This window comes from Rhodococcus sp. P3_B8 (assembly GCF_056402775.1).
The window spans coordinates 12023-32472 of record NZ_JBFUGT010000064.1; the positions used below are offsets into that span (position 1 = coordinate 12023).

The 20450-nt window shown below is 65.3% G+C and carries 18 protein-coding genes and 1 pseudogene; 10 read left to right on the forward strand and 9 right to left on the reverse strand.

Annotation, left to right across the window (positions count from 1 at the left end; translation table 11 throughout):
• Positions 1-292: 292 nt before the first annotated feature.
• The 3 genes and pseudogenes from AC1D1G_RS20755 to AC1D1G_RS20765 form a co-directional block, all read left to right on the forward strand.
• Positions 293-1702, forward strand: a complete 1410-nt coding sequence (locus tag AC1D1G_RS20755; protein ID WP_477953511.1) for an SLC13 family permease — start codon at positions 293-295, stop codon at positions 1700-1702.
• Positions 1703-2106: 404 nt separating this feature from the next.
• On the forward strand, positions 2107-2634 hold the full coding sequence (locus AC1D1G_RS20760) for a MaoC/PaaZ C-terminal domain-containing protein (protein WP_477953512.1): 528 nt from the start codon (positions 2107-2109) through the stop codon (positions 2632-2634).
• Between the two features lie 198 nt (positions 2635-2832).
• Positions 2833-3045, forward strand: a pseudogene (locus AC1D1G_RS20765) (transposase); the annotation flags it as partial.
• A 168-nt stretch (positions 3046-3213) separates the two neighbouring features.
• On the opposite strand, the gene AC1D1G_RS20770 reads toward AC1D1G_RS20765, so the two are convergent.
• Together AC1D1G_RS20770 and AC1D1G_RS20775 are read right to left on the reverse strand one after the other, a co-directional pair.
• The gene (locus AC1D1G_RS20770) at positions 3214-3795 is read right to left on the reverse strand and encodes an ATPase (protein ID WP_283335113.1); all 582 of its coding nucleotides are present in this window, start codon (positions 3793-3795) and stop codon (positions 3214-3216) included.
• Positions 3792-4166, reverse strand: coding sequence for a TA system antitoxin ParD family protein (locus AC1D1G_RS20775; protein WP_477953513.1), 375 nt, complete (start codon positions 4164-4166; stop codon positions 3792-3794). Before AC1D1G_RS20775 ends, AC1D1G_RS20770 begins: the two co-directional genes overlap by 4 nt.
• A 167-nt stretch (positions 4167-4333) precedes the next feature.
• Here AC1D1G_RS20775 and AC1D1G_RS20780 point away from each other — a divergent pair, with 167 nt between their 5' ends.
• On the forward strand, positions 4334-5416 hold the full coding sequence (locus tag AC1D1G_RS20780) for an IS110 family RNA-guided transposase (protein ID WP_005265383.1): 1083 nt from the start codon (positions 4334-4336) through the stop codon (positions 5414-5416).
• Positions 5417-6041: 625 nt separating this feature from the next.
• Here AC1D1G_RS20780 and AC1D1G_RS20785 read toward each other — a convergent pair.
• From AC1D1G_RS20785 to AC1D1G_RS20815, 7 genes are all read right to left on the reverse strand, one after another.
• A complete protein-coding gene (locus AC1D1G_RS20785) occupies positions 6042-6374 on the reverse strand; it encodes a hypothetical protein (RefSeq protein ID WP_477953515.1) in 333 nt (110 codons plus the stop codon).
• A gap of 383 nt (positions 6375-6757) precedes the next feature.
• Positions 6758-7948, reverse strand: coding sequence for an ester cyclase (locus tag AC1D1G_RS20790; protein WP_283335111.1), 1191 nt, complete (start codon positions 7946-7948; stop codon positions 6758-6760).
• A 147-nt stretch (positions 7949-8095) separates the two neighbouring features.
• Positions 8096-9178, reverse strand: coding sequence for an ABC transporter ATP-binding protein (locus AC1D1G_RS20795; RefSeq protein ID WP_477953516.1), 1083 nt, complete (start codon positions 9176-9178; stop codon positions 8096-8098).
• A 246-nt stretch (positions 9179-9424) separates the two neighbouring features.
• Positions 9425-10798: an ABC transporter substrate-binding protein gene (locus tag AC1D1G_RS20800; protein WP_477953517.1), complete on the reverse strand. Its 1374-nt coding sequence runs from the start codon at positions 10796-10798 to the stop codon at positions 9425-9427.
• Positions 10795-11685 carry a carbohydrate ABC transporter permease gene (locus AC1D1G_RS20805; protein ID WP_477953518.1) on the reverse strand — a complete coding sequence of 297 codons (891 nt, stop codon included), beginning with the start codon at positions 11683-11685 and terminating at the stop codon, positions 10795-10797. Before AC1D1G_RS20805 ends, AC1D1G_RS20800 begins: the two co-directional genes overlap by 4 nt.
• Positions 11682-12614, reverse strand: coding sequence for a carbohydrate ABC transporter permease (locus AC1D1G_RS20810; RefSeq protein WP_157792702.1), 933 nt, complete (start codon positions 12612-12614; stop codon positions 11682-11684). Before AC1D1G_RS20810 ends, AC1D1G_RS20805 begins: the two co-directional genes overlap by 4 nt.
• 348 nt (positions 12615-12962) lie before the next feature.
• Positions 12963-13967, reverse strand: a complete 1005-nt coding sequence (locus tag AC1D1G_RS20815) for a LacI family DNA-binding transcriptional regulator (protein WP_477953519.1) — start codon at positions 13965-13967, stop codon at positions 12963-12965.
• Between the two features lie 308 nt (positions 13968-14275).
• On the opposite strand from AC1D1G_RS20815, the gene AC1D1G_RS20820 reads away from it, so the two are divergent.
• From AC1D1G_RS20820 to AC1D1G_RS20845, 6 genes are all read left to right on the forward strand, one after another.
• A complete protein-coding gene (locus AC1D1G_RS20820) occupies positions 14276-15418 on the forward strand; it encodes a cupin domain-containing protein (RefSeq protein ID WP_477953520.1) in 1143 nt (380 codons plus the stop codon).
• 4 nt (positions 15419-15422) lie between these two features.
• Entirely contained in the window at positions 15423-16145 is a 723-nt protein-coding gene (locus AC1D1G_RS20825; RefSeq protein WP_477953522.1) for an alpha/beta fold hydrolase, read from the forward strand.
• Positions 16130-17452, forward strand: coding sequence for a histidinol dehydrogenase (hisD, locus tag AC1D1G_RS20830; protein ID WP_477953523.1), 1323 nt, complete (start codon positions 16130-16132; stop codon positions 17450-17452). The genes AC1D1G_RS20825 and hisD overlap by 16 nt, the downstream gene beginning before the upstream one ends.
• Positions 17449-18213, forward strand: coding sequence for an SDR family NAD(P)-dependent oxidoreductase (locus AC1D1G_RS20835; RefSeq protein WP_477953524.1), 765 nt, complete (start codon positions 17449-17451; stop codon positions 18211-18213). The genes hisD and AC1D1G_RS20835 overlap by 4 nt, the downstream gene beginning before the upstream one ends.
• A gap of 8 nt (positions 18214-18221) precedes the next feature.
• Positions 18222-18959, forward strand: a complete 738-nt coding sequence (locus AC1D1G_RS20840; protein WP_477953526.1) for an HpcH/HpaI aldolase family protein — start codon at positions 18222-18224, stop codon at positions 18957-18959.
• 1211 nt (positions 18960-20170) lie between these two features.
• Positions 20171-20450, forward strand: a 280-nt coding sequence (locus AC1D1G_RS20845) for a transposase (RefSeq protein WP_477953527.1), incomplete at its 3' end; no start/stop codon positions are given.

A 20450-nucleotide genomic window follows, 5' to 3' on the forward strand; every position in this document is an offset into this window, starting at 1 on the left:
GACCTTTGGCCATGGTAGCGCATGACCGGTGAGCATCGAACCACCAGAGGCAGTTAATTCTGAGCCATTGGCTTCATTTCGCGCGGCGGCGAAGATCCACGGTGAGCATCTGGATGCATTTTCGCCAAGCGGGTTGCTTCTGTGACAGCCATCACCCTTCAATAGGCGGGTGCGGGCCGTCGCCCGACGGGCCCGGCCCGACCGCGACGCCGCCCGCAGTCGGCTCACCGCCCCGGCTCGTCACCGGAAGGCGTGCTCGGAAAACCGAGCAACCACCGAAAGGGTTACCTCCATGCTCTATTTCCTCTCGATCGCGGCGTTGGTAGCGCTGTTCGCGATCGCCACCATGACCCCGATCAACATGGGGGTCCTGGCATTCGCCGCCGCCTTCGTGATCGGAGGTTGGGTCTCCGGAATCGCGCTCGAAGACATCTTCGACTTCTTCCCCGGCAACATCGTCATCGCCATCATCGGAATCACCCTGCTGTTCGGGATCGCACAGCTCAACGGCACCGCGGACTTGATGATCGGCGGAGCACTCAGGCTCGTCCGCGGCAAGCGCTGGGCCATTGTGTGGCTGATGTTCTTCCTCGGCGCAGGCCTGATGACCATGGGATCCACGCTTGCCGTCGGCATGCTCGCGCCCATCGCCATGCCGATCGCCAAGCGCTACAAGATCGATCCGCTGCTGATGGGCATGATGATCAGCCACGGCGTGCTCGGCGCCGCCTTCTCCCCGGTCACCGTCTACGGCGCGTTCACCAACGGTTGGCTGCAATCCGCCGGCCTGCCCAACAACCCGTTCGTGTTGTACGCAGTCCCCCTCGGGCTGAACTTCCTGTTCGCCGTCGCCATCTTCCTGGTGCGCGGACGCGACCTGATGCATTCGGGTGAACAGGACATCGACATCGACATCGACAGCATCACCGACACCGCCGAAACGGCCGAAACACCGCCACGGGGCGGTCAACTCGTCACCACGGGAGCGCCGACCGGCCGCAACGCCACCGCAACCCGCCCGGGGACAGCTACAACGGCCACGACCACCGGATCCGCTCAACCGAAGGTCACGCCCGGCAGGATCGAGGAACTCGAAGCCACTGGATTCACCCCGATGCGGATCGCCACCATCGTCGGCATTCTCGCTCTCCTCGTCGGCGGTGCAGCCTTCCAACTCGACATCGGCGTCTGCTCCATGGTCATCTCGGCGATCCTGCTCTGCCTGGCACCGAACAAGTTGAAAACGGCTGTCAACAACGTGCAGTGGTCAGCGGTCCTCCTGGTCTCCGGAATGCTCACCTACATGAGCGTGCTGAACGAGAACGGCACCGTCGACTTCCTCGGCAATGCGGCGGCCTCGCTCAGTTCGCCGCTGCTCACRGCCCTGATCCTGTGCTACTCCGTCGCCGTCCTTTCCGCCGTCGGGTCCTCCATCGGCACCATCGGCATCGTCCTCCCACTCGCGGCTCCGCTACTCCTCGCCGGCGACATCGGCCTCATCGGCTTCGTCGCGGCGGTCATCTTCGCAGCAACGATCGTGGACGTGAGCCCACTGTCCAGCAACGGCGTCATGGTCCTCGCCAACGCCCAGGTCCCCGACCGCAACAAATTCCAACGCACACAATTCAAATACACCGGCTACGTCGTCCTCGTCGCCCCGATCCTCGCCTGGGCCCTGGTCGTCCTTCCGACCTCTCTGTAGCCCTGCCCCTGCAGTTCGCCGACACCACCAACAGAGCCGCCGCACCGGCCGCCCACAACACGAGGGGCAGCCGGCGCCGGGCTGGGGATTCCGCACAAGTTCGCAGCGCTGCGCAGGTACCTGTATCTCGGATTGACCATGGGCGCGGTGGTCGCCGAAGGCATTCGCGTGCCCAGGACATCCCACCGGACTTGATCATCCGAAAGCGGCTCTTGCCCACCAATTCCTTAGCGCAACTCATTCTGGACAGCGGAACCTGATCCGGCTCTGATCAGCGTGTTCTTCGTCCGCGAAGCCGACCTCAGCCGGGGCAGCATCGACATGTTCATCGACCACGACGGCACCTATTGCCCAGTCTCCACACAGTAACGACCCGCAAAAAGCCAAATCCCTAAGGACATTCTTTGATTTCCACTCACTTCGAGAACATCCGCGTCGGTGATACCACCACAACCGAGTCGCGCACCATCACCGACGAGTACGTGCAGGACTTCGCCGAGCTGACCTGGGACCGGCACCCGCTGCACCTGGACCCCGAGTACGCGCAGCGGACCCGCTTCGGTCGCCAGATCGCGCACGGCGCGCTGATGCTGTCCACCCTGCTCGGACTGGTCGAACTGCATCCGAGCTACTTGCAGTGCTTCTACGGGCTCGACGAGGTCCGGTTCCATGCCCCGACGTTCTTCGGTGACACCGTGCACGCCGTCTCCGAGGTCATCGCAATCCGGCCACGACCCAGCGGTGAGGCCGCGGTCGTCACCTGCAAGGGATCATTGATCAACCAAGACTGCACGCTCGTCGTCTCCGGGCACTTCTCCCTCCTCGTGGCGGGGAAGGCTCAGGCCATCGATTTGGCGCACTTCTCGGGCGACGCCGTGCGTCGACGGGCCGATTGGATAAGGGCCTTATCAACTTCTGTCGAGATCTCCTGAACGGGGGCTCGCTCATCGTTTCGGGCGCTTGATCGCGGGGTAGCTTCCCATTGGGATTGCCGCGCGGGCGGCGTGGATGTTCATGGTGTTGGGGGTGTAGCCGAGTAGGGCGGCGAGGGATGCGGCGTCGATTTCCTTGCTGAGGTCGTGCAGTGCGGCGTTGCGGGCGGCTCGGATGTCGATGCCGAGTTAGAGACTCACAAGGAGATCCGGCGGCGGACCGATGTCGTCGGGATCTTCCCCGACCGCACCGCCCTCATCCGGCTCGTCGGCGCAGTCCTCGCCGAACAGCACGACGAGTTGATCGAAGCCCGCCGCTACCTCGGTCTCGACGTGCTGGCCCGCTCCCGCGGAACCCACACACCATCCGAACCCGCCGAGGAGGTGACACCGGCGGCTCTGACCGCATAACCACCAGCCGAGGAATCACACGACGACGTCGTACACCATCTCACGGGACTTGACCAGGGCAGCATGGTTCGACTGCGCCATCATCTGGCGGAACAGGCACGCCGCGGACGAGACGCTCCGCCGGATCGTCACCGAGGCAGATGTTGCCTGATGCGGCACTGGTCGAGGCTAGCTGTCCGCGCGCAGAGCCGTCGGGGTCCAGGACGGCCAGGTCGGGTCGTCAATCGGATTGCCATTGGTGAAGCTTGCGACAAGGCGAAACGGGTGAGCTGTGGTGGTGTTGTCGTATACGTAGGCTTGATCGGCGGAGGCGATCGCAGCCCGCAGTAGACTCCACAACCGCCCAAACCGCGCCCGGATCTTCTCCTCGGGCACGTGGTGGCCTCCGTTCGCTACACGGTCGACCACGCGCGCGACGGCCAACTCCTCCGGGATCAGGACCACGTGCAAGGTCACGTGGAATCCTGCTTGTTGGGCGTCGCGGAGCAGGTCGAGTTTCGACTCGTGGGAGAACACGGTCTCGGTGACGAACGATCGGCGTTGGGCGATCCGCTGTGCTCGTTCCTCGGCTGCAAGGGCGGCCGCTTCGTACGCGTGGGTGGCCTCCTCGTTCGGCCAACGTGCGGCGGCGATGACGTCTGCGTTGACGAAGTCCAGGTGCGTGACAGGGCGGAACACGAGCTCGTAGAACGTGGTCTTCCCGGCACCGTTCGGTCCGGCGATGGCGTGCAGGACGGGATCAGGGCTCAAGCGCCGGCCGACTTGCCGTCGTGCGCGGCGTGCCGAACGATGTTCCCGTGTTGGTCCAGCTCGACATAGGAACGGCCGGAGTGGGCGAACTGTTCTGCCAGGTCCAGTCCTTCTCGGCGCTCGGTGATTCGCTCGGTCCATTCCGCACGGACGACCGCCTGTTCCCGGTCGGTCAGCTCGTCGTAGTCGCRTCGGCCGTCCAGGACGTCGGCGACGTCGCGGTAGGAAACGCTGTGGGAGGCTTCCAGTTCGCGGCCGATCCGCGCCCAGTGCGCAATCTGTTGCGCGGCGCTGCGACTCATCCGTCCACCGACCAGTTTCGCCGATGCATACAGCTCGTTGTCGATTCGAGTCGGAGATGTACTTGCCATGTCGGGAACCTTCCTCTCGACACCACTGTAGCAGTCTGCAACAGCCCAGGTGGGTGCGGTGCCTTAGACGGTATGGAGGTAATGGCTGGGGCCTCGCGCACATGTGATCGTGGGTTGCCGACAGGAAGCGGTCCTGGCCGGTAGAGCCACAGATGTGGGAGGCCCCAGTGAGTACACAGCGTACGAGTGTTGGGTTGGATGTGCACGCGCGGTCGGTGGTCGCGTGTGGCCTCGACGGGGAGACCGGCGAGCTGTTTGAGCGGCGGTTGACGCCGGATCACCACGAGATTCTCGGATGGATACGTAGCTTGCCCGGGCGGGCGGCGGTGACCTACGAGGCCGGCCCGACCGGGTTCGGGTTGGCGCGGTTCCTGCTGGCCGCGGGGATCGAGTGTCTGGTCGCGGCTCCGTCGAAACTGCAGCGCCCGGCCGGCGACAGGGTCAAAACCGATGCGCGAGACGCCCGGCATTTGGCCCGGCTGCTGCATCTGGGCCAGATCATCCCGGTGACGATCCCCGATGTCGAGCAGGAGGCCGCGAGGGATCTGGTGCGGGCGCGGGAGGACGTGCGCGGCGACCTGATGTCGGCTCGGCATCGTGTGTCGAAACTGCTTCTGCGGCAGGGAATCGTCTACTACGAGGGCAAGACGTGGACGAAGGTGCACGATACCTGGCTGCGTCGGCAGAGATTCGAGGTGCCGGGGTTGCAGCTCGCGTACGACACCGCCTACGACACCATGACTGCGGCCGTGGATCGTCGCGACCGCCTGGATGCGGCGATCGCCGAGATGGCCGCGACAAGTGCCTACACTGCGGTGGTGACCCGGCTCGGGTGCCTGCGCGGGGTGTCCACGCTGACCGCGTTCGGGTTGGCCGTGGAGATCGGCGACTGGCAGCGCCTGACCGGCCGCTCGATCGGCGCCTACCTGGGGCTGGTGCCCACCGAATCGTCGTCGGGCGCGACGCGGTCGCAGGGAGCGATCACCAAGACCGGCAACGGGCACGCGCGCCGGCTGCTGATCGAGGCCGCCTGGCAACACCGTCGGCCGTATCGTCCCGGGGTGGCTCTGCGGCGGCGATGGGACAAGGCCGGCCCGGCGGCCCGTGCCCGCGGTCAGCAGGGTAACCGGCGCCTGCACGCCCGGTGGAACGGCTTCGAGCAGCGGCGCAAGCGGCCGGTCGTGGCCAACACCGCGATCGCTCGGGAACTCGCCGGCTGGTGCTGGTCACTGGCCGTCCTCGACGAGTGAGCGGGGGCGCCAAGAGCATTCCTCTGGTGGCCAGATCCTGGTCGTCACTCGTCGGACGGCAAGGTCGGTTCTCCTCGCTGCGCTGCGGGGGCTCCACCCTGACCCTCCGCCTCGGTGACGATCCGACAGGCCCGGGACCGAGGAATCCCTCGGAGGCGCCAACAAGTGTCCGGATTGCCCTACGCGGTGGTGACGGCAGCGCCTGGGAGTGACCCGCGAGCGACCTATGAGTAATCCTCAACTGTGCGTTGGGATCACGCTCGTTATTAGACCAGCGGAGCCACTCCAGCCGAACAGTCCGTCCTTGCGGTAGCCAACCCGCGTATATCAGAGTGACCGCGCGTCGATATCGACACGCTCGCCACCACCACAACCGGGTCATTCGGTCAAAATGAAGCGGCGTCCGCGACGACGGTCATGGGCGCCGCTTCTCCCTGCCCCTTGACAAAATTGGTTCCATATCAGGTCACTTCCGAAGCCTTTCTGAGCAGGCCTGCTGCTGGCACTTTCCTGTTATCGGCGAGTTGATCGGGGGACACCGCCGGCGGCATCGTCAACTTGGCCGGCCCAGGGCTGGATCCGCGAGTATGGAGCCGGGTGCGGGGCCCTGTCGGAGTCGCATCGTTCAGGCTGCGGCAGAGACACCGGTGACCGTGTTCCACACGGCGAATCGGTAAGTCGTCTCGCGTCGCCATTCGGAAGCGGTGAGCAGGTGTCGCCGCGCCTGAAAGTGCCCTGCGATGCCGCCGAACGCCGAGAGGAACCGCTGCGCCTGCCCGGGCGAGGCGAACCGTTTCATCCCCCGCTCGCGTCGTCGCGTGGGCCAGAACAGTGCGTCCCATTCGGCGCGGGCTGCGCGGGCGGCGGTGGGCTCGTGCAGCTCGTTCCCGCTGGCGAGGGCAACCAGGGCCTCGGCGAGCGTGAAGACGGACACGCCGTGACTTCGGGCCGCAGTCACCAGTTCGTCGAAAGCGTCTGCGGCCTCGATCCGGCGGGTCCCGATGACCGCCAGAATCCGCCGATCCCGTTCCGGGACGTGCGTCGCCGGCGGGACTGACGTCGCTCCAAGGCCCGTCAAGGCTTGGCCGGAGAGACCGAACGCCTGCGGTGAACGACGTCCGTAAGCCGTGTGCGGGAGAACCGCATACACGGATTGACGGGCGGGAGCTGGGGCCGGAGCACCTTGACCAAGGTGACGAAGAAGAACACCGAGCGGGAAACCGTTCTGCTCATTGGCTTCGCGACCTACAGTCAGGATCTGCCACCGCGCCAGCTCGCGCCCCTGCACTCCTCGAGTGCGCATCGCCCTCCGCTGGAGCCTCTATCGATCGGGTGCTGCAGTCAGCGGAGAAATTCTGCTGATTCGTCGTCTCGGAGAAGCTGTGCGAGAACGTCGAATTCGTTGAACAGGTTCCACTCTTCGATGATGCGACCGTCGGCGATGTACAACTGGGTAATCCCCCAGAGGTGAGCTCGACGTCCTGTCGGTGTCCCGTAGAACCCGTAACCGCGGTGCGTTCCGGTGCCGGTCCACCGCACACAGACTCGGTAGCCGTCGCGGTCGTTTCCCATCCAGTACACCTCGTCGACGGCTACCCCGAGGTCGGGGAACGTCGAGAGCAGCCCGCGGGCGAAGGCGCGGACGTCGTTTCGGCCGCGTCCTTCCCGGTTTGTTGTGCCGTGGAAGAGGACGGTGGGGGAGTATGCCTTGTTGATGGCGCTGAAGTCGCGCCGGTTGAACACGTCGTGGAACAGTGCGCGCACCATGTGCTCGACATCGAAGCCGGTGCGGGTGCTGGCCTGTGGGTAGGGCAGTGGTTTGCGGCCCCCTGCCAGCCGGGCGACCTCGGTGTAGTCGCGTTCAGTCAACGGCGCGGTCCCTCCGTTGTTGCCGTAGGCCCGCGCGGCGTCTACGACGTCGATGCCGAGCTGTTTGAGCTTGGCGCCCATGTTGTAGAGAACCCATTCCTCGACGATCTCGTTCTCGCGCACGAGACAGTTCGCGATAACCCAGGTTTCGAGTTTGCGGCCGGTCGCCGGCCCCCATTGCCACGGTCCGGTGTGGTGGCCGATGTTGATCGCCCGGTGGGAGGTGACGAATCCCTGCTCGTCGTCGCCGGCCCAGATCACGTCGTCGGAGTACACGCGCAGATCGGGGAAGGCGTTGATCGATTGGATAGTGCCTTCCACCATGTGTTCGACACCGAAAGCGAATCCGCTGTCGTTCGAGACCCGGCATCCGGGGGCGTAGGTGTCGTAGATGTAGCCCACGTCCTGGTCCTCCCAGATGCGATGGGTGATACGGACGATGTAGTCGACGATGTCGGTGTACTGGTCTTCGAAGCCGCGCATCGAGTGTCGACGGTCTCCGGTGGGATAACCGGGCATGTCCGCGCCGTTGGCGGGTCGGACGGCGATGTCGAAGTTCGGCGGCATGATGCGAGTCGAACCGGATTTCGCCGTCGTCGGAGCGGCATTGCCGTTGGTAGCCGTTGCAGCGATGGCGGACGACTGGTCGTCAGTCTTGGGCATGGTGAGTGTCCTTCGAGATTATGGTGATGAGCGCGCGCTGCGAGCGCGCGCTGGTCGGGATCTACGAGACGCGGTTTCGGTCGCATCGTGCAGGGTCACCGGACGAAAGCCGATCTGGGGCGGCGCCGTCGGCGGTTGGTTGGTTGCTCAACCGAGCAGTCGTGCCCCGGTGACCGGGTGAAAAACGTGCGTTTCGGCCACGTTTCGGAGACCGACCCGTACCGTCTGACCGAGACGGGGCGGCGTGCGGCCGTCCACGCGCACGTTGACCCGATGTGCCCCGGATGTGCTCAGAACGGTGCCGTAGATGTAGGCGTCGGCGCCGAGTTCTTCGACCAGTTCGACAGCGAGGTCGAATCCGTCGTCGGCTGGCCCGACCAATTGCAGTGCTTCCGGCCGAATTCCGAAGGTGACGTCATCCAGACCGGAGACGGCGGACCGGGGAACGGGAACGATGAGTTCGCCGAACTCGACGCCCACCGCGGACACCGGCACCGTTGTCAGGTTCATTCCGGGCGAGCCGATGAAGGCCGCGACGAAGGCGTTGGCCGGCCGTTCGTAGAGTTCGCGCGGGGTGGCAGCCTGTTGCAGGATGCCGTCCTTGAGTACCGCCACCCTGTGCCCCATCGTCATCGCCTCGACCTGATCGTGGGTGACGTACACGGTGGTGGTGGCCAGCCGTTGCTGCAGAGCCGCGATGTTGGCGCGGGTCTCGACACGGAGTTTGGCGTCGAGGTTGGACAGCGGCTCGTCCATCAGGAATACCGATGGATCGCGGACGATCGCGCGTCCCATTGCCACTCGCTGCCGCTGGCCACCTGACAATGCCTTGGGCTTGCGATCGAGGAATGGGGTCAGGTCGAGCAGGCGGGCCGCCTCGGCCACCTTCTGTTTGACGACCGTTTTGTCTTCACCGCGGAGTTTGAGCGCGAAGCCCATGTTGTCGCCGACGGACATGTGGGGGTACAGCGCGTAGGACTGGAACACCATCGCGATGTCGCGGTCCTTCGGTGCCACGGCGGTCACCTCGCGTCCGCCGATGGAGATTCCTCCCTCGTCGATATCCTCTAGTCCGGCCAGCATGCGCAGGGCGGTGGTCTTGCCCGAACCGGAGGGGCCGACCAGGACGAGGAATTCGCCGTCTTGGATCTCGAGGTCGAGCTGGTCGACCGCGGCGATGTCGGTGCCGGGGTAGCGGCGGGTGGCGCTGTCGTAGCTGACGGTGGCCATGTTATGCCCTTCCTGAAGGGGTCTGCGGTGGGTCGACGGAGCGGTTTCGGGTGGTGCCGCGGGCGGTGTCGAGGACCACACGGTGGTCGGCGATGCTTGCGAAGGCGCGCGCCGGGGCGTTGCTGCCGAGCGCGGGCGGGAACTGTGCGGTGGTGAGACGGCTTGTGCTGGTCGTGTGATGGGGTTCGCCACTCATTCCGCGCGTCGAGAGGAGGGTACGAGGGGTGCACCTCTTCGTGTCGGTGGTCATCGGTCGAGCTCCCGAATCTCGTCTGCGGTCTCGGCGAGCTTGCCGGGGACGTCTGCGCCGTTCGCCATTTCGTTGACGGCGACGGCGAGGATGTCCATGATGCGTGGCCAGTCGAGATTCATCGGTATCGCCCGCGCCGATTGCAGAGTGTTGTACTGAACCTGGGGAAGCCCTTGGTTGGCTGCGTTGACCTGCGGGTCGAGCATGTTCGAGTTGTGGACCGTGATACCGGTGGTGGTCGCCGGATCGGTCTTGTCGAGGGCGATCTCACGTTCGGTATCGGCGTGGGTGATCCATTTGACGTATTCCCATGCCGCGCCTTGGTGCTGGGAGGTGTTGAGGACCCCGGTGAGCCAGGTGTAGGCATAGCTCGCCGGGTCCTGGCCCGGGAAACCAGGTAGCGACGCGACTCCGACGTTGCCGCCGAGTTCGGGGGCAGCCTTGCCGGGATTGGTGAAGTCTTCGAGGTGCCAAGACCATGTCAGCACGGTCGCGGCGTTCCCCTTCAGGAAACTGGTCGTGGACTCGAGCTCACCCCAGTTGGTGGACTCCGGCGGTGTGTATCCCTGGCGCATCGTCTCCAGATACTTCTGCGTGGCGGCGACGGCTGCGGGACTGGTGAACGCGGGGGCTCCGCTGTCGTCGAACAGTTCGGCTCCGTTGCTCCACAGCATCGTCAGCCAGGTATAGAGATCTTGGCCGTTGTTGCGGCTGAACTGGCCGGCGAGCGGATTCTTGTCGGTGCGGTTCTTGATCAGCTCCAACTGCTGGTAGTACTCGTCCCAGGTGGTGGGCGGTTCCAGGCCGAGTTGGGCGTAGATGTCCTTGCGGTAGAAGAGGTTGTAGGAGAATCCGCGAAAGGGCAGACCGTAGGTGGCCGTCGGGTCGCCCGCGCTGGCCGCTTCGCGGAAGGGTCCGGAGTAGTCGTCGAGGGTGATGCCGTCCTTCTTCATGACCTCATCGAGGGGCTGGACGCCGATCTTCAGCGAGGGCCCCCAAGCGTCGGGCCAAATCAGAACGTCGTAGGTGCCGCCGCCGATAGCACTTTCGGCGACGATCTTCTGCAGGAACGCGGCGTAGGGGATGTTGGACCATTCGACGGTGATGCCGGTGCGTTCGGTAAATTGCTTCGTCCGCTCGTTCAATGCGGCGAACTGCGGCACCGCGGTGCAGCAGGTGAGGAAGCGGATGTGGGTTCCCTCGTAGGGTTTGCCTTCGAGGAGACCGAGTTCGTCGACCGGCCCGGATTTGACCTGGGATGCGAAGTCCTTGGTGATGGGACCGGATCCGCAGGCAGACGCGAGTAGTGCGAGTACGAGGGCGATTGCGGCCGGAACGAGGCTCCGGAGGCGAGGAGTCTTTCGGGTCATTTGACCGCTCCTAGTGTCATGCCCTGTGCGAAGTGCTTGCGGACAAGGGTGGCGAGGATGATCATCGGAACCATCACGAGCAGACCGGCCGCCGCCATCTGACCCCACTCGACGCCGTCGGGTTGATCGAGCGTCATCAGAGAGACGGGCAGGGTGATGGCGTTGGCCCTGGCAAGGAAGGTCGGGAAGAGGAATTCGTTCCAGGACAGGAGGAAGGCGAAAACCACCGAGACGAAGATCCCAGGGGCGGCGAGCGGGGTGATGACGCGCCACAGCAGCATCAGCTGCCCACATCCGTCCAGTCTTGCGGCCTCCTCGACCTCGATGGGCAGTCCGTCGACGAACCCCTTGAGCAACCAGGTGTTGTAGGGAACGACGATCGCGAGATTGGTGACGATCAGGGCGAGGTGGGTGTCCAGCAGGCCGAGATCGCGGAACATCGTGAGGAAGGGGAGGGCGATCGCGACACCCGGAATGAATTGGGTGGCCACGATTCCCAGAAGAACGGACTTCGCACCGGGAAACCGGTACCGGGAAAACGCATAGGCGGCCAGCAGGGCCAGCGGTACCGAGATGACGGTGGTGATCACCGCGATGATGATGCTGTTGAACATCGGGTGCACCAGATCGTTGGCACCACCGATGATTCCGCGAAAATTGTCCAGTGAGGGGCGGAAGAGGATCGAGGTGGTGAATACCTCCCTCTCCGGCTTGAACGCGGTCAGCGCCAACCACAGGATCGGGAACAGCACGAAGAACAGGATGACGAGCGTGGCGAGTAGCCGGGCGACCCCGAGCGCGGTCTGCTTGCCGGTCTTTCGGGGCCTGCGCCGCTTGGGCACGGCGGGGCGTGTCCGCGCGCCTTCGCGGTCGAGTGTGTCGGTCATTTCGACTCCTGCCTTCCCATGAGCCAGAGGTACCCGGCGGCGAGGGCCCCGAGGATCACGACGAGGATCCAGGACACCGCGGAGGCGTAGCCGATGTCCAGGAAGGTGAATCCTTGTGAATACACAAAGAAGTTCAGGGATTCCGTCGCGCGACCCGGACCGCCCGACGTGATGGTGACGACCTGGTCGAAGATCTTGACCGAGAAGACGGCCTTGAGGAACACGACGATGAGGATCAGTGGCCGTAACAACGGGAAGCTGATCTTCCAGAACTCCTGCCAGGCGTTGGTTCCGTCGACACGGGCGGCGTCGCGAATTTCGGGAGAGATCGATCCCAAGCCACCGAGGAACATCAACGCGATGAGCGGGGCCCATCCCCAGACCTCGCTGAGAACGATCACCATCAACGCCCAGAACGGTTCACCGAGCCAGTTGATCGAGTCGGTGAACGGCAGCAACGTCTTGAGCATCTTGTCGTAGACGCCGTAGTCGGGGCTGAACATAAATCGCCACGAATACCCCTTCAGTGCAGGGGCAACGGCGAACGGAAGTATCAGCAGTGCCTTGGTGAGACCGGAGAGCCAGTTCACCCGGTTCAGGACCAGCGCCATCGCGAGTCCGAGCCCCACCGACAGGACGACCGAGATGACGGTGAAGATCAGGGTGACCCACACCGCATTGTAAAAGTTGGTGTCGGCGAACGCTTTTGCGTACTGCTGGAAACCGACGAACTCCTGCGGTGTGCGGGTCTCGTTGACCCGCCAATGCCGGAAACTGTTCGACAGGGCAACCCCGAGGGGATAGATAGTAGTGAGTGCGATGGCGATCAGCGCGGGCGTCAGGTGTGCGTACGGGATGCCCACCCGCCGCCATGCGGAGGGCTGTCGGCGGGCGGCCGCGCCGGCGCGGGCGGCCGTTGTCGTACTCACCGCGGTGCTCGACTTCCGGACGGCCATGATCGGTGGGGGTCCACGCATTCGGAGTGGGCCGGGGTGCATCGGGTGGTCACTCGGAACTCCTTCAAGGGAGGGATGCTGGGGCAAGTGTCGCCGGCGGTGTAACGCGGCTCACAAGGGGGAAACCCGAGTGTATGCGTATGTATCGCGGTTACGCAAGAGTGGATCTGCGACCCTGACACGGAAATGCCCGGTCGGAACGGGGTACCTGCGGCGGTTCTACCTGCAGTTATATCTGGGGTCGGCGACATGCCCCCTCGTAGGCGCTGTCGTGGTCGCCGACGAAGAGGGAGATGTCGAAGTACGTATGTGAGGGAAGGTTCAGGCGTGCGGCGGTGCCAGCGTCGCACGCTCGACGAGATGGGGTTCGAGGACGATCCGGCGCGGCGGCGTGCCGGCATCGGGTGCGGCGAGTCGCTCGACCAGAAGCCCCGCGGCTGCGGCGGACATCTTTTCGAGGTTGTGGCCGATGCTCGTGAGCCGAAAGGTCTCCCACGCGGCCATCGGGATGTCGTCGAAGCCGATCACGCTCAGATCTGCGGGGATCTCGACGTCTTGGGCGAGTGCGGCGTTCATCGCGCCGATCGCGACGACGTCATTGCCGCAGAATACTGCCGTCGGATGCGTCGGCAGCGCGAGAAGTTCTTGCATGGCCCGGTATCCCGTGTCGAACTCGAACGGACCACGTCGAGTGAGCTCCGGTGGCAGGCCGATCCCGGAGTCGGCGAGCGCGAGGCGGAAACCCATCTCGCGGTCCCGCCCGGTGCTCGTGGTCTGGGGTCCGAAGATACCGGCGATGCGCCGATGCCCCAGTTCGGCGAGTCGGGTCGCGGCAAGTCGACCGCCTAGTTCGTTGTCCACCACCGCGGCGTCGCCCAGTCCGAGTCCGCTCTCACGGTTGAGGAAAACGAAAGGAAGCCGACGACGGTGCAGCTCATGCGGGAGTGGGGAGCCGACACTGCTGGTCAGCAGCACCACCCCGTCCACGGAGCCGTCGACGAGCTGCTCGATGGACACCTGGCTGTCGGATCGCTCGGCGAACACCATCATCCGGTAGCCGTGCTGCTCGAGAGCGTCGTGCAAGGGGCCGATGAGGTGGGGATAGAACGGGTTGGTCAGATCGCTCACGACGATGCCGATCCGCCGCGTCGTCCGGGTGACGAGGCTTCGCCCCGCCTCGCTGGGCACGTAGCCCAGCGCCGCGACAGCGTTCTCGATTCGGACACGGGTCTCCGCGGCCACGCGCGGATCTCCGCGCAAGGCCCGGGAGACCGTCGGCTGCGACACTCCGGCCAGCCGGGCGACGTCACGACTGGTGATGGCCATCTCGCTCCTGATCAGTGTTGACCGCCGCGCCTTCGCGAGCGGTGGGCTATCCGATGTATACGGATCATAGATGGCGCGCGGCGAAAACGCGCTGGGCTCGCCTTCGGCCGGTGCCGCGGCTTCGAGAAAGCGGTGTTCAACCGCCCGGAAACGTGGACCGGGCGGTCACCGTCCGCGGTGTGTCGTTGACAGAGGGCCACCCCTCTGCCACGATACATACGTATAAATCTTCCGGGCCTGTTGATTCTAGACGGCGGCCCGACGAATCCACACAGCGCTTCGACCCACCCGTCGATTTGGGAGGCACGATGTCATCTGACGTCACCGTTACCGCCGAAGAACTCGCCCGCCGCACCATCCGCCGATCCGACTTCGTGTCCTGCAACCAGGCGTTCATCGACTGCCGCACGCCCGGCTCGGACAAGAAGCAGAACTACTCGATGATCGGCCGGGGCGTCACACAGAGCTCGAGTCAGGTGGTGAACCTTCGCGAGCCGCACGGATTCCAGATCGGCGCCGCGGCCATGCCGAACGGTGTCACCAACAACCTGCACCTGCACTTCACTGCCGAGGTCTTCCTCTGCTTCCGCGGCGAGTATCTCCTGCGCTGGGGGGCCGACGGGCAGGAGGGCGAACTGGTCATCCGTGAAGGCGACATTGTCTCGATACCGACCTGGATCTTTCGCGGCTTCACCAATATCGGACCTGATGACGGCTGGTTGTTCACCGCCCTCGGGATGGATGACACAGGCGGCATCATCTGGGGTCCGACGGTGCTCGACGAGGCGAGCGGGCACGGACTCCACCTCACCACTGACAACCAGCTGATCGACACCGTCGCCGGCGACACACTCCCCGACGGAGTGGAACTGATCGAGCCGATTCCGGCGGACGAGATTGCCCGGCTGCGGACCTTTACAGCGGAACAGATGGCCAAACGCGTCGCCACCCAGGACAACATCCGCTGGTCATCGACGGCACTGTTGGACGCGCACGTACCGGGCGGTGGTGCCGAACTCGGTCTGGTCATCGGCTTCGGCATGAGCGAGGACCTCGATCAGGAGCCGCGAATCTACAACCCGCACGGACACAACATCGCCTGGCTGCGCGCCGAACCGGAGCAGGGCGTCTCACTGCACCGGCACGACGAGAGTCAGGTGCTGATGGTCAAGGACGGCGAATGGGAGATCACGGTCAACCGCGGTGCCGAGGCGCGCACCGTCACGGTCGGACCGTGGGACATGGTGTCCATTCCCCGAGGCGCATACCGCTCGATCCGCAACGTCGGCTCCGAAACCGGACTACTGCTGGTCGTCAACAGCGGCGACGGACGCGTCCGGCTCGACTGGGACGACGAGGTCGTCAAGGCAGCCGCGGACGCCGGCGACGCGATCGACCACAACGGCTACCTCGCCCCGTACACACTGGTTCCCCGGCGGATCGGATCGTAACGTGATGGGCCAGCCACCGGTGGTCCTCGTACCGGGAATGCTTTGCGACGCCGACCTGTGGTCCGACGTCCGAACGCGCCTGGCCGCACCGACGGTCGACGCCGTGATCGACGCACCGACCATCCGCGGCATGGCCGAACAGGTGCTCTCGTGCGTGCCCGGCAAGTTCGTCTTGGCCGGACTGAGCCTGGGCGCGATCGTCGGCTTCGAAGTGCTCCGGCTCGCCCCCGACAAAGTAGCCGGATTCTGCGCACTTTCCACCAACGCCGCGGCGCCCACGAAGACGCAGAAGCAGCAGTGGACGGACTTGGCGCGACGCACCCAGGCCGGCGACTTCGCCGGGGTGGTCGCCACCTCGATACTTCCGCACATGTTCGCCACCGCGACACCGCCCACCCAGCTACAGCAGCGGTTCCTCGCCATGGCGGACCGGGTGGGACCCGAGGTGTTCGTGGCGCAGCTCGCCGCCCAGCACACCCGCCGCAGCGCGTTCGCCGCCCTGACACAGGCGCGGTGCCCGACACTGGTCATCTCCGCAGACGCGGACCGACTGTGCCCTCCCACCTATCACCACAGCATCGCGGCATCGGTCGAATATTCCTGTTTTGCTTCACTTCCCGGTGCCGGCCACCTCAGCACCTGGGAACGTCCCAACGACATCGCCGCACTTATCCACGACTGGCTTCCCGCCACCACCACACAGGAGTTGACATGTCAGAAGTTCTGAAAAAGCCGGTTGCCGCCGAGTCGGTCCGACGCGATCGCACGGAAGTCGGCGAGAAGGTCACCTCGATCCTCGACGACATCCGCCGAGGCGGCGATGCGGCGGTCCGCAAGTGGTCGCAGACCTTCGACAAGTGGAGCCCGGAATCCTTCCTGCTCTCGCAGTCGAAGATCGAGGAGATCATCGCCGGAGTGCCCGCGCAGGTGATCGAGGACATCGAGTTCGTCCAACGGCAGGTCCGTACGTTCGCGCAGCATCAGCGCGATTCGCTCACCGACTTCGAGGTCGAGACGCTCCCCGGAGTTCACCTCGGACAGAGGCACATTCCGATCAACCGCGTCGGCGCGTACGTTCCCGGCGGGCGATACCCGCTCACGGCGTCCGCGCACATGACCATCGTGACAGCCAAGGTGGCGGGTGTTCCGTCCGTCGCCGCCTGCACACCGCCGATCCGGGGTGAGATCCCCGCTGCCACCGTCGCGGCGATGCACCTGGCCGGAGCGGACGAGATCTACCTGCTCGGCGGCGTCCAGGCCATCGGCGCGCTTGCCTGCGGCACGGAGACCGTCGGCCGCGTGGATCTGCTGGCCGGCCCGGGCAATGCCTACGTCGCCGAGGCCAAGCGGCAATTGTTCGGCGAGGTCGGTATCGACCTGTTCGCCGGCCCCACCGAGATCCTGGTGATCGCGGACGCCGAAGCAGATCCCTTCGTCGTCGCGGTCGACCTGCTGTCCCAAGCCGAGCACGGACCCGACTCGCCGGCCGTGCTGATCACGACCTCCGCCGAACTCGGGCGCACGGTCCTCGAACACATCGACAAGATCCTTCCCGACATGCCCACCAAGGACTTCGCCGAACCGGCCTGGCGTGATCACGGTGAGGTCATCGTTGTGGATTCGCTCGACGAGGCCTACACGCGGGCCGATACCTATGCCAGCGAGCACGTGGAGGTCCTCACCGCGAACCCGCGCGAGGCGTTGGCAAAGATGACCAACTACGGCGGCCTGTTCCTCGGCGAAGGCACCTGTGTTTCATACGGCGACAAAGTCATCGGCACCAACCACGTACTGCCGACGCGCGGCTCCGCCCGCTACACCGGCGGGCTATGGGTCGGCAAGTACCTCAAGACGGTGACCTACTCCGAGGTCACCGACCGGTCGTCGAGTGCGAAGCTCGGCGAGGTCTGCGGCCGGGCTGCGCGCGTCGAACTCTTCGAGGGCCACGCACGCTCCGGTGACGTCCGGGCCGCAAAATACGCCGGCGCACCGCTGGAATGGAGCGACCAGATGTCCGCAGGCGCACCGGCGTGAACCCGTACGTGGACGGCCGCACCGCGCTCGTGACCGGCGGTGGCAGCGGGCTCGGTGCCGCCATCGCCGGGGCGCTGGTGGAGGCCGGCGCACGCGTGATCGTCGTCGGCCGGAACGAACAGAAGCTGACCGCGGTCGCGGCGAAGCACGGTAGTGCGGTCCGAGTCGCCGTCGCCGACGTGGCAACGCCCCTGTCGGTGGCAGGGCTGGCGACCGAGCTCGCCGACGAGGACATCTCCATCCTGGTCAACAACGCCGGAATCCCGGGTCCGGTGGCAGCGCTGACCGACATCGAACCGGACGAGTGGGATGAGGTGTTCGCCGTCAACGTCCGCGGTGTCTACCTGATGTGCCGGGCATTCGTTCCCGGCATGGTTGCCGCCGGGCGGGGAGACGTCATCAACCTCGCGTCGGTGTCGGGCAAGCGGCCGCTGGCCCGCAGGACTCCGTACTGTGCGTCGAAGATGGCTGTCATCGGACTGACCACCACCCTGGCCGCGGAGGTGGGACCGCTCGGTGTGAGCGTGAACTCGCTGTCCCCGGGTCCGGTGGACAGTGCCCGCATGCACCGCAACTTCCGGCTCGAGGCCGAGCGCACCGGCACCAGCTACGAACAGGCGGAGCAGGCTTTCGTGTCGCGCGCGGCGCTGGGGCGCATGGTCACGGAGCAGGAGGTGGCGAGTTCGGTGCTCGCGATGCTGGCAATGCCCGGACTGTGTGCCGCGGACATCGATCTGTCGGCTGGGATGGTGGCGCGATGATCGGCCGGATGAAGGAGCGCCTCGCGGCCGGGGAGCAACTGCTGGGTGTGCTGGTCCGGATGCCCGCCGAGGAACTCGTCGAGATGGCGGGTGTGTCGAAAATCGACTACGTGCTCATCGATTGCGAACACGGGCCCGCAGACCTGATTCCCCTGCGTCAGCACATCACAGCCGCGCAACTGCACGGGATGGATGTGCTCGTACGCGTCGGACAGAACGAGCCGGCCCTGATCCAGCGGGTGCTCGATCACGGGGCAACCGGGATCGTGGTTCCTCACGTGGACGATGCGGAGCAGGCGGCAGACGTCGTTCGTACTGCCCGCTATGCACCCGTGGGGGACCGCGGCTTCGCCACCTACGGTCGGGCCGGGCGATTCGGAAGCGTCTCCGCTGCAGACCATCTGACGGCCGACGCGGAAGAGACGGTCGTGATCGTGATGGTCGAATCGGAGACCGGATGCCGCAACGTCGACGACATCGTGTCGGTACCCGGTGTCGACGGGGTCATGGGTGGCCCCGCCGATCTCGCCGTGTCGCTTGGTGTCGCCGGACCGTCCGACCCGAAGGTGGTCGGGACGCTGGACACAGTGCAGGCCGCGGTCACCGCCGGTGGTCGTGTGTGGCTCGAGATCGTATCGAGCGAGAAGCGTGCACAGGAGGCATTCGATGCCGGTGCCGGACTCGTGGTGATAAACCTCAGCCATGTGCTGATGGAAATGTTCGGCGCACTCCGCAGAATTCGGTGACGGACCGGATCGGTTTCCTCGAGCGACAGTGCAATACTCCGCGGCACCCTGGGCTTGCTGTCGACCGTGCGTATGCGGAGGAGCGGCGGGACCGAAGTCCGTCCGTCAGTCCTGGTCCCCGCCCCAGGCGCGGTTGGCCCGTCCGCAAAGCCTCGGGTCCGGGAAGGGGGGATGGGGCTAGTTCCTCTCTCCTTGTCGGCGGTTCCCGAGACGGGACGGCTCGCCGCCCGTGAGGTTCAGAAACGAGGCACAACCTTCGTCCGCGCGACGTAGAGACAAACACCCACAGCTGCCCGGGGCGCGTTGATCTGCAACCTTTCAGTTCCGAGTCGGTACAGTTCGTCACCCGTGCCATGCTCTCGCGCGACGGCAGACCGACAGGGGCGGCACGAACCTCGACTCTCCTTCCCGGTCTACTCGACGGCGCGGGGGCGACCGGATACCTTGCCCGAAACATCCCTGGCAGCACCTCTCGATGAATGCCGTTGGCGCGAAGGAGATGCGGCAGTCAAGTAACCCCGGAGCTTCCTCCGTGCAACTCCTGATGACCACTCGGAGCCCACAGACACGACCGGGATACCAATCCACCGGATGGTTCGTTAGATGGTCGACATTCCCGGGCGGCGAACGAGCTTGTCGCTTCGCAGGCAACGCCGACGAGGCCAGGGAGGAATCCGCTTCTGGCTGCTGGCGTGAGTCGGCCCCTGCCTGCGGGGATTTGCGCGCTCGCGGCGCTGCCCGGGGGCGTGGCGGCAAGACGGTGCCCTGGTGCGTGAGGGGCGCGGCACTGAGTGCAGCCACGGTACCGAGACCCGCGATGACGGGCCGACCCGTGCGGTGATGGAGTCGAAGCGTCCGGTCCGAACGATGAGGAACGGCAACGCCGGAACCGGCTGCTGAGTCCGAATGACAAGTCACCGCGGATGGCCGGCGGCGGAAATCATCCATCGCGGCAGGCACCCAGAAGATCGTTGACGATCATCAACGATCGAAGATTCTCCCGGCCCTGCAGAAGCATGCGTGATCCGCAGCGGGCTTGTGCCGATTCGTACTCTAGCGGTGTGATTCCGCCAGGACACCCCACGGTTGCGTCCAGCAGAGTGGTGTACGGACCGGATTCGGATCTGACCGGCGTGTCGTAGCCCTATGAAGGCGGCCATCGCGTGACTCTTCGAGAGACCGACCAAAGTCACTCGATGAAGGACCACGCGATGACCAGTGCCCACGATATCGACCTGCACCAGTTCCTGACCGACCTCCTCACCGACGCCAGCCCCGACCTGCTGCGCAGCCTGCTGTCCACGTTCATCGACGCGCTGATGGGCGCCGAGGCCGACAGCCTGTGCGGCGCCGGTTTCGGTGAACGCTCGGAGAACCGCACCAACTCCCGGAACGGCTACCGTTATCGGGACTTCGACACCCGCGCCGGAACCCTCGACATCGCGATCCCCAAGCTGCGTCAGGGCTCGTACTTTCCGGACTGGTTGCTGC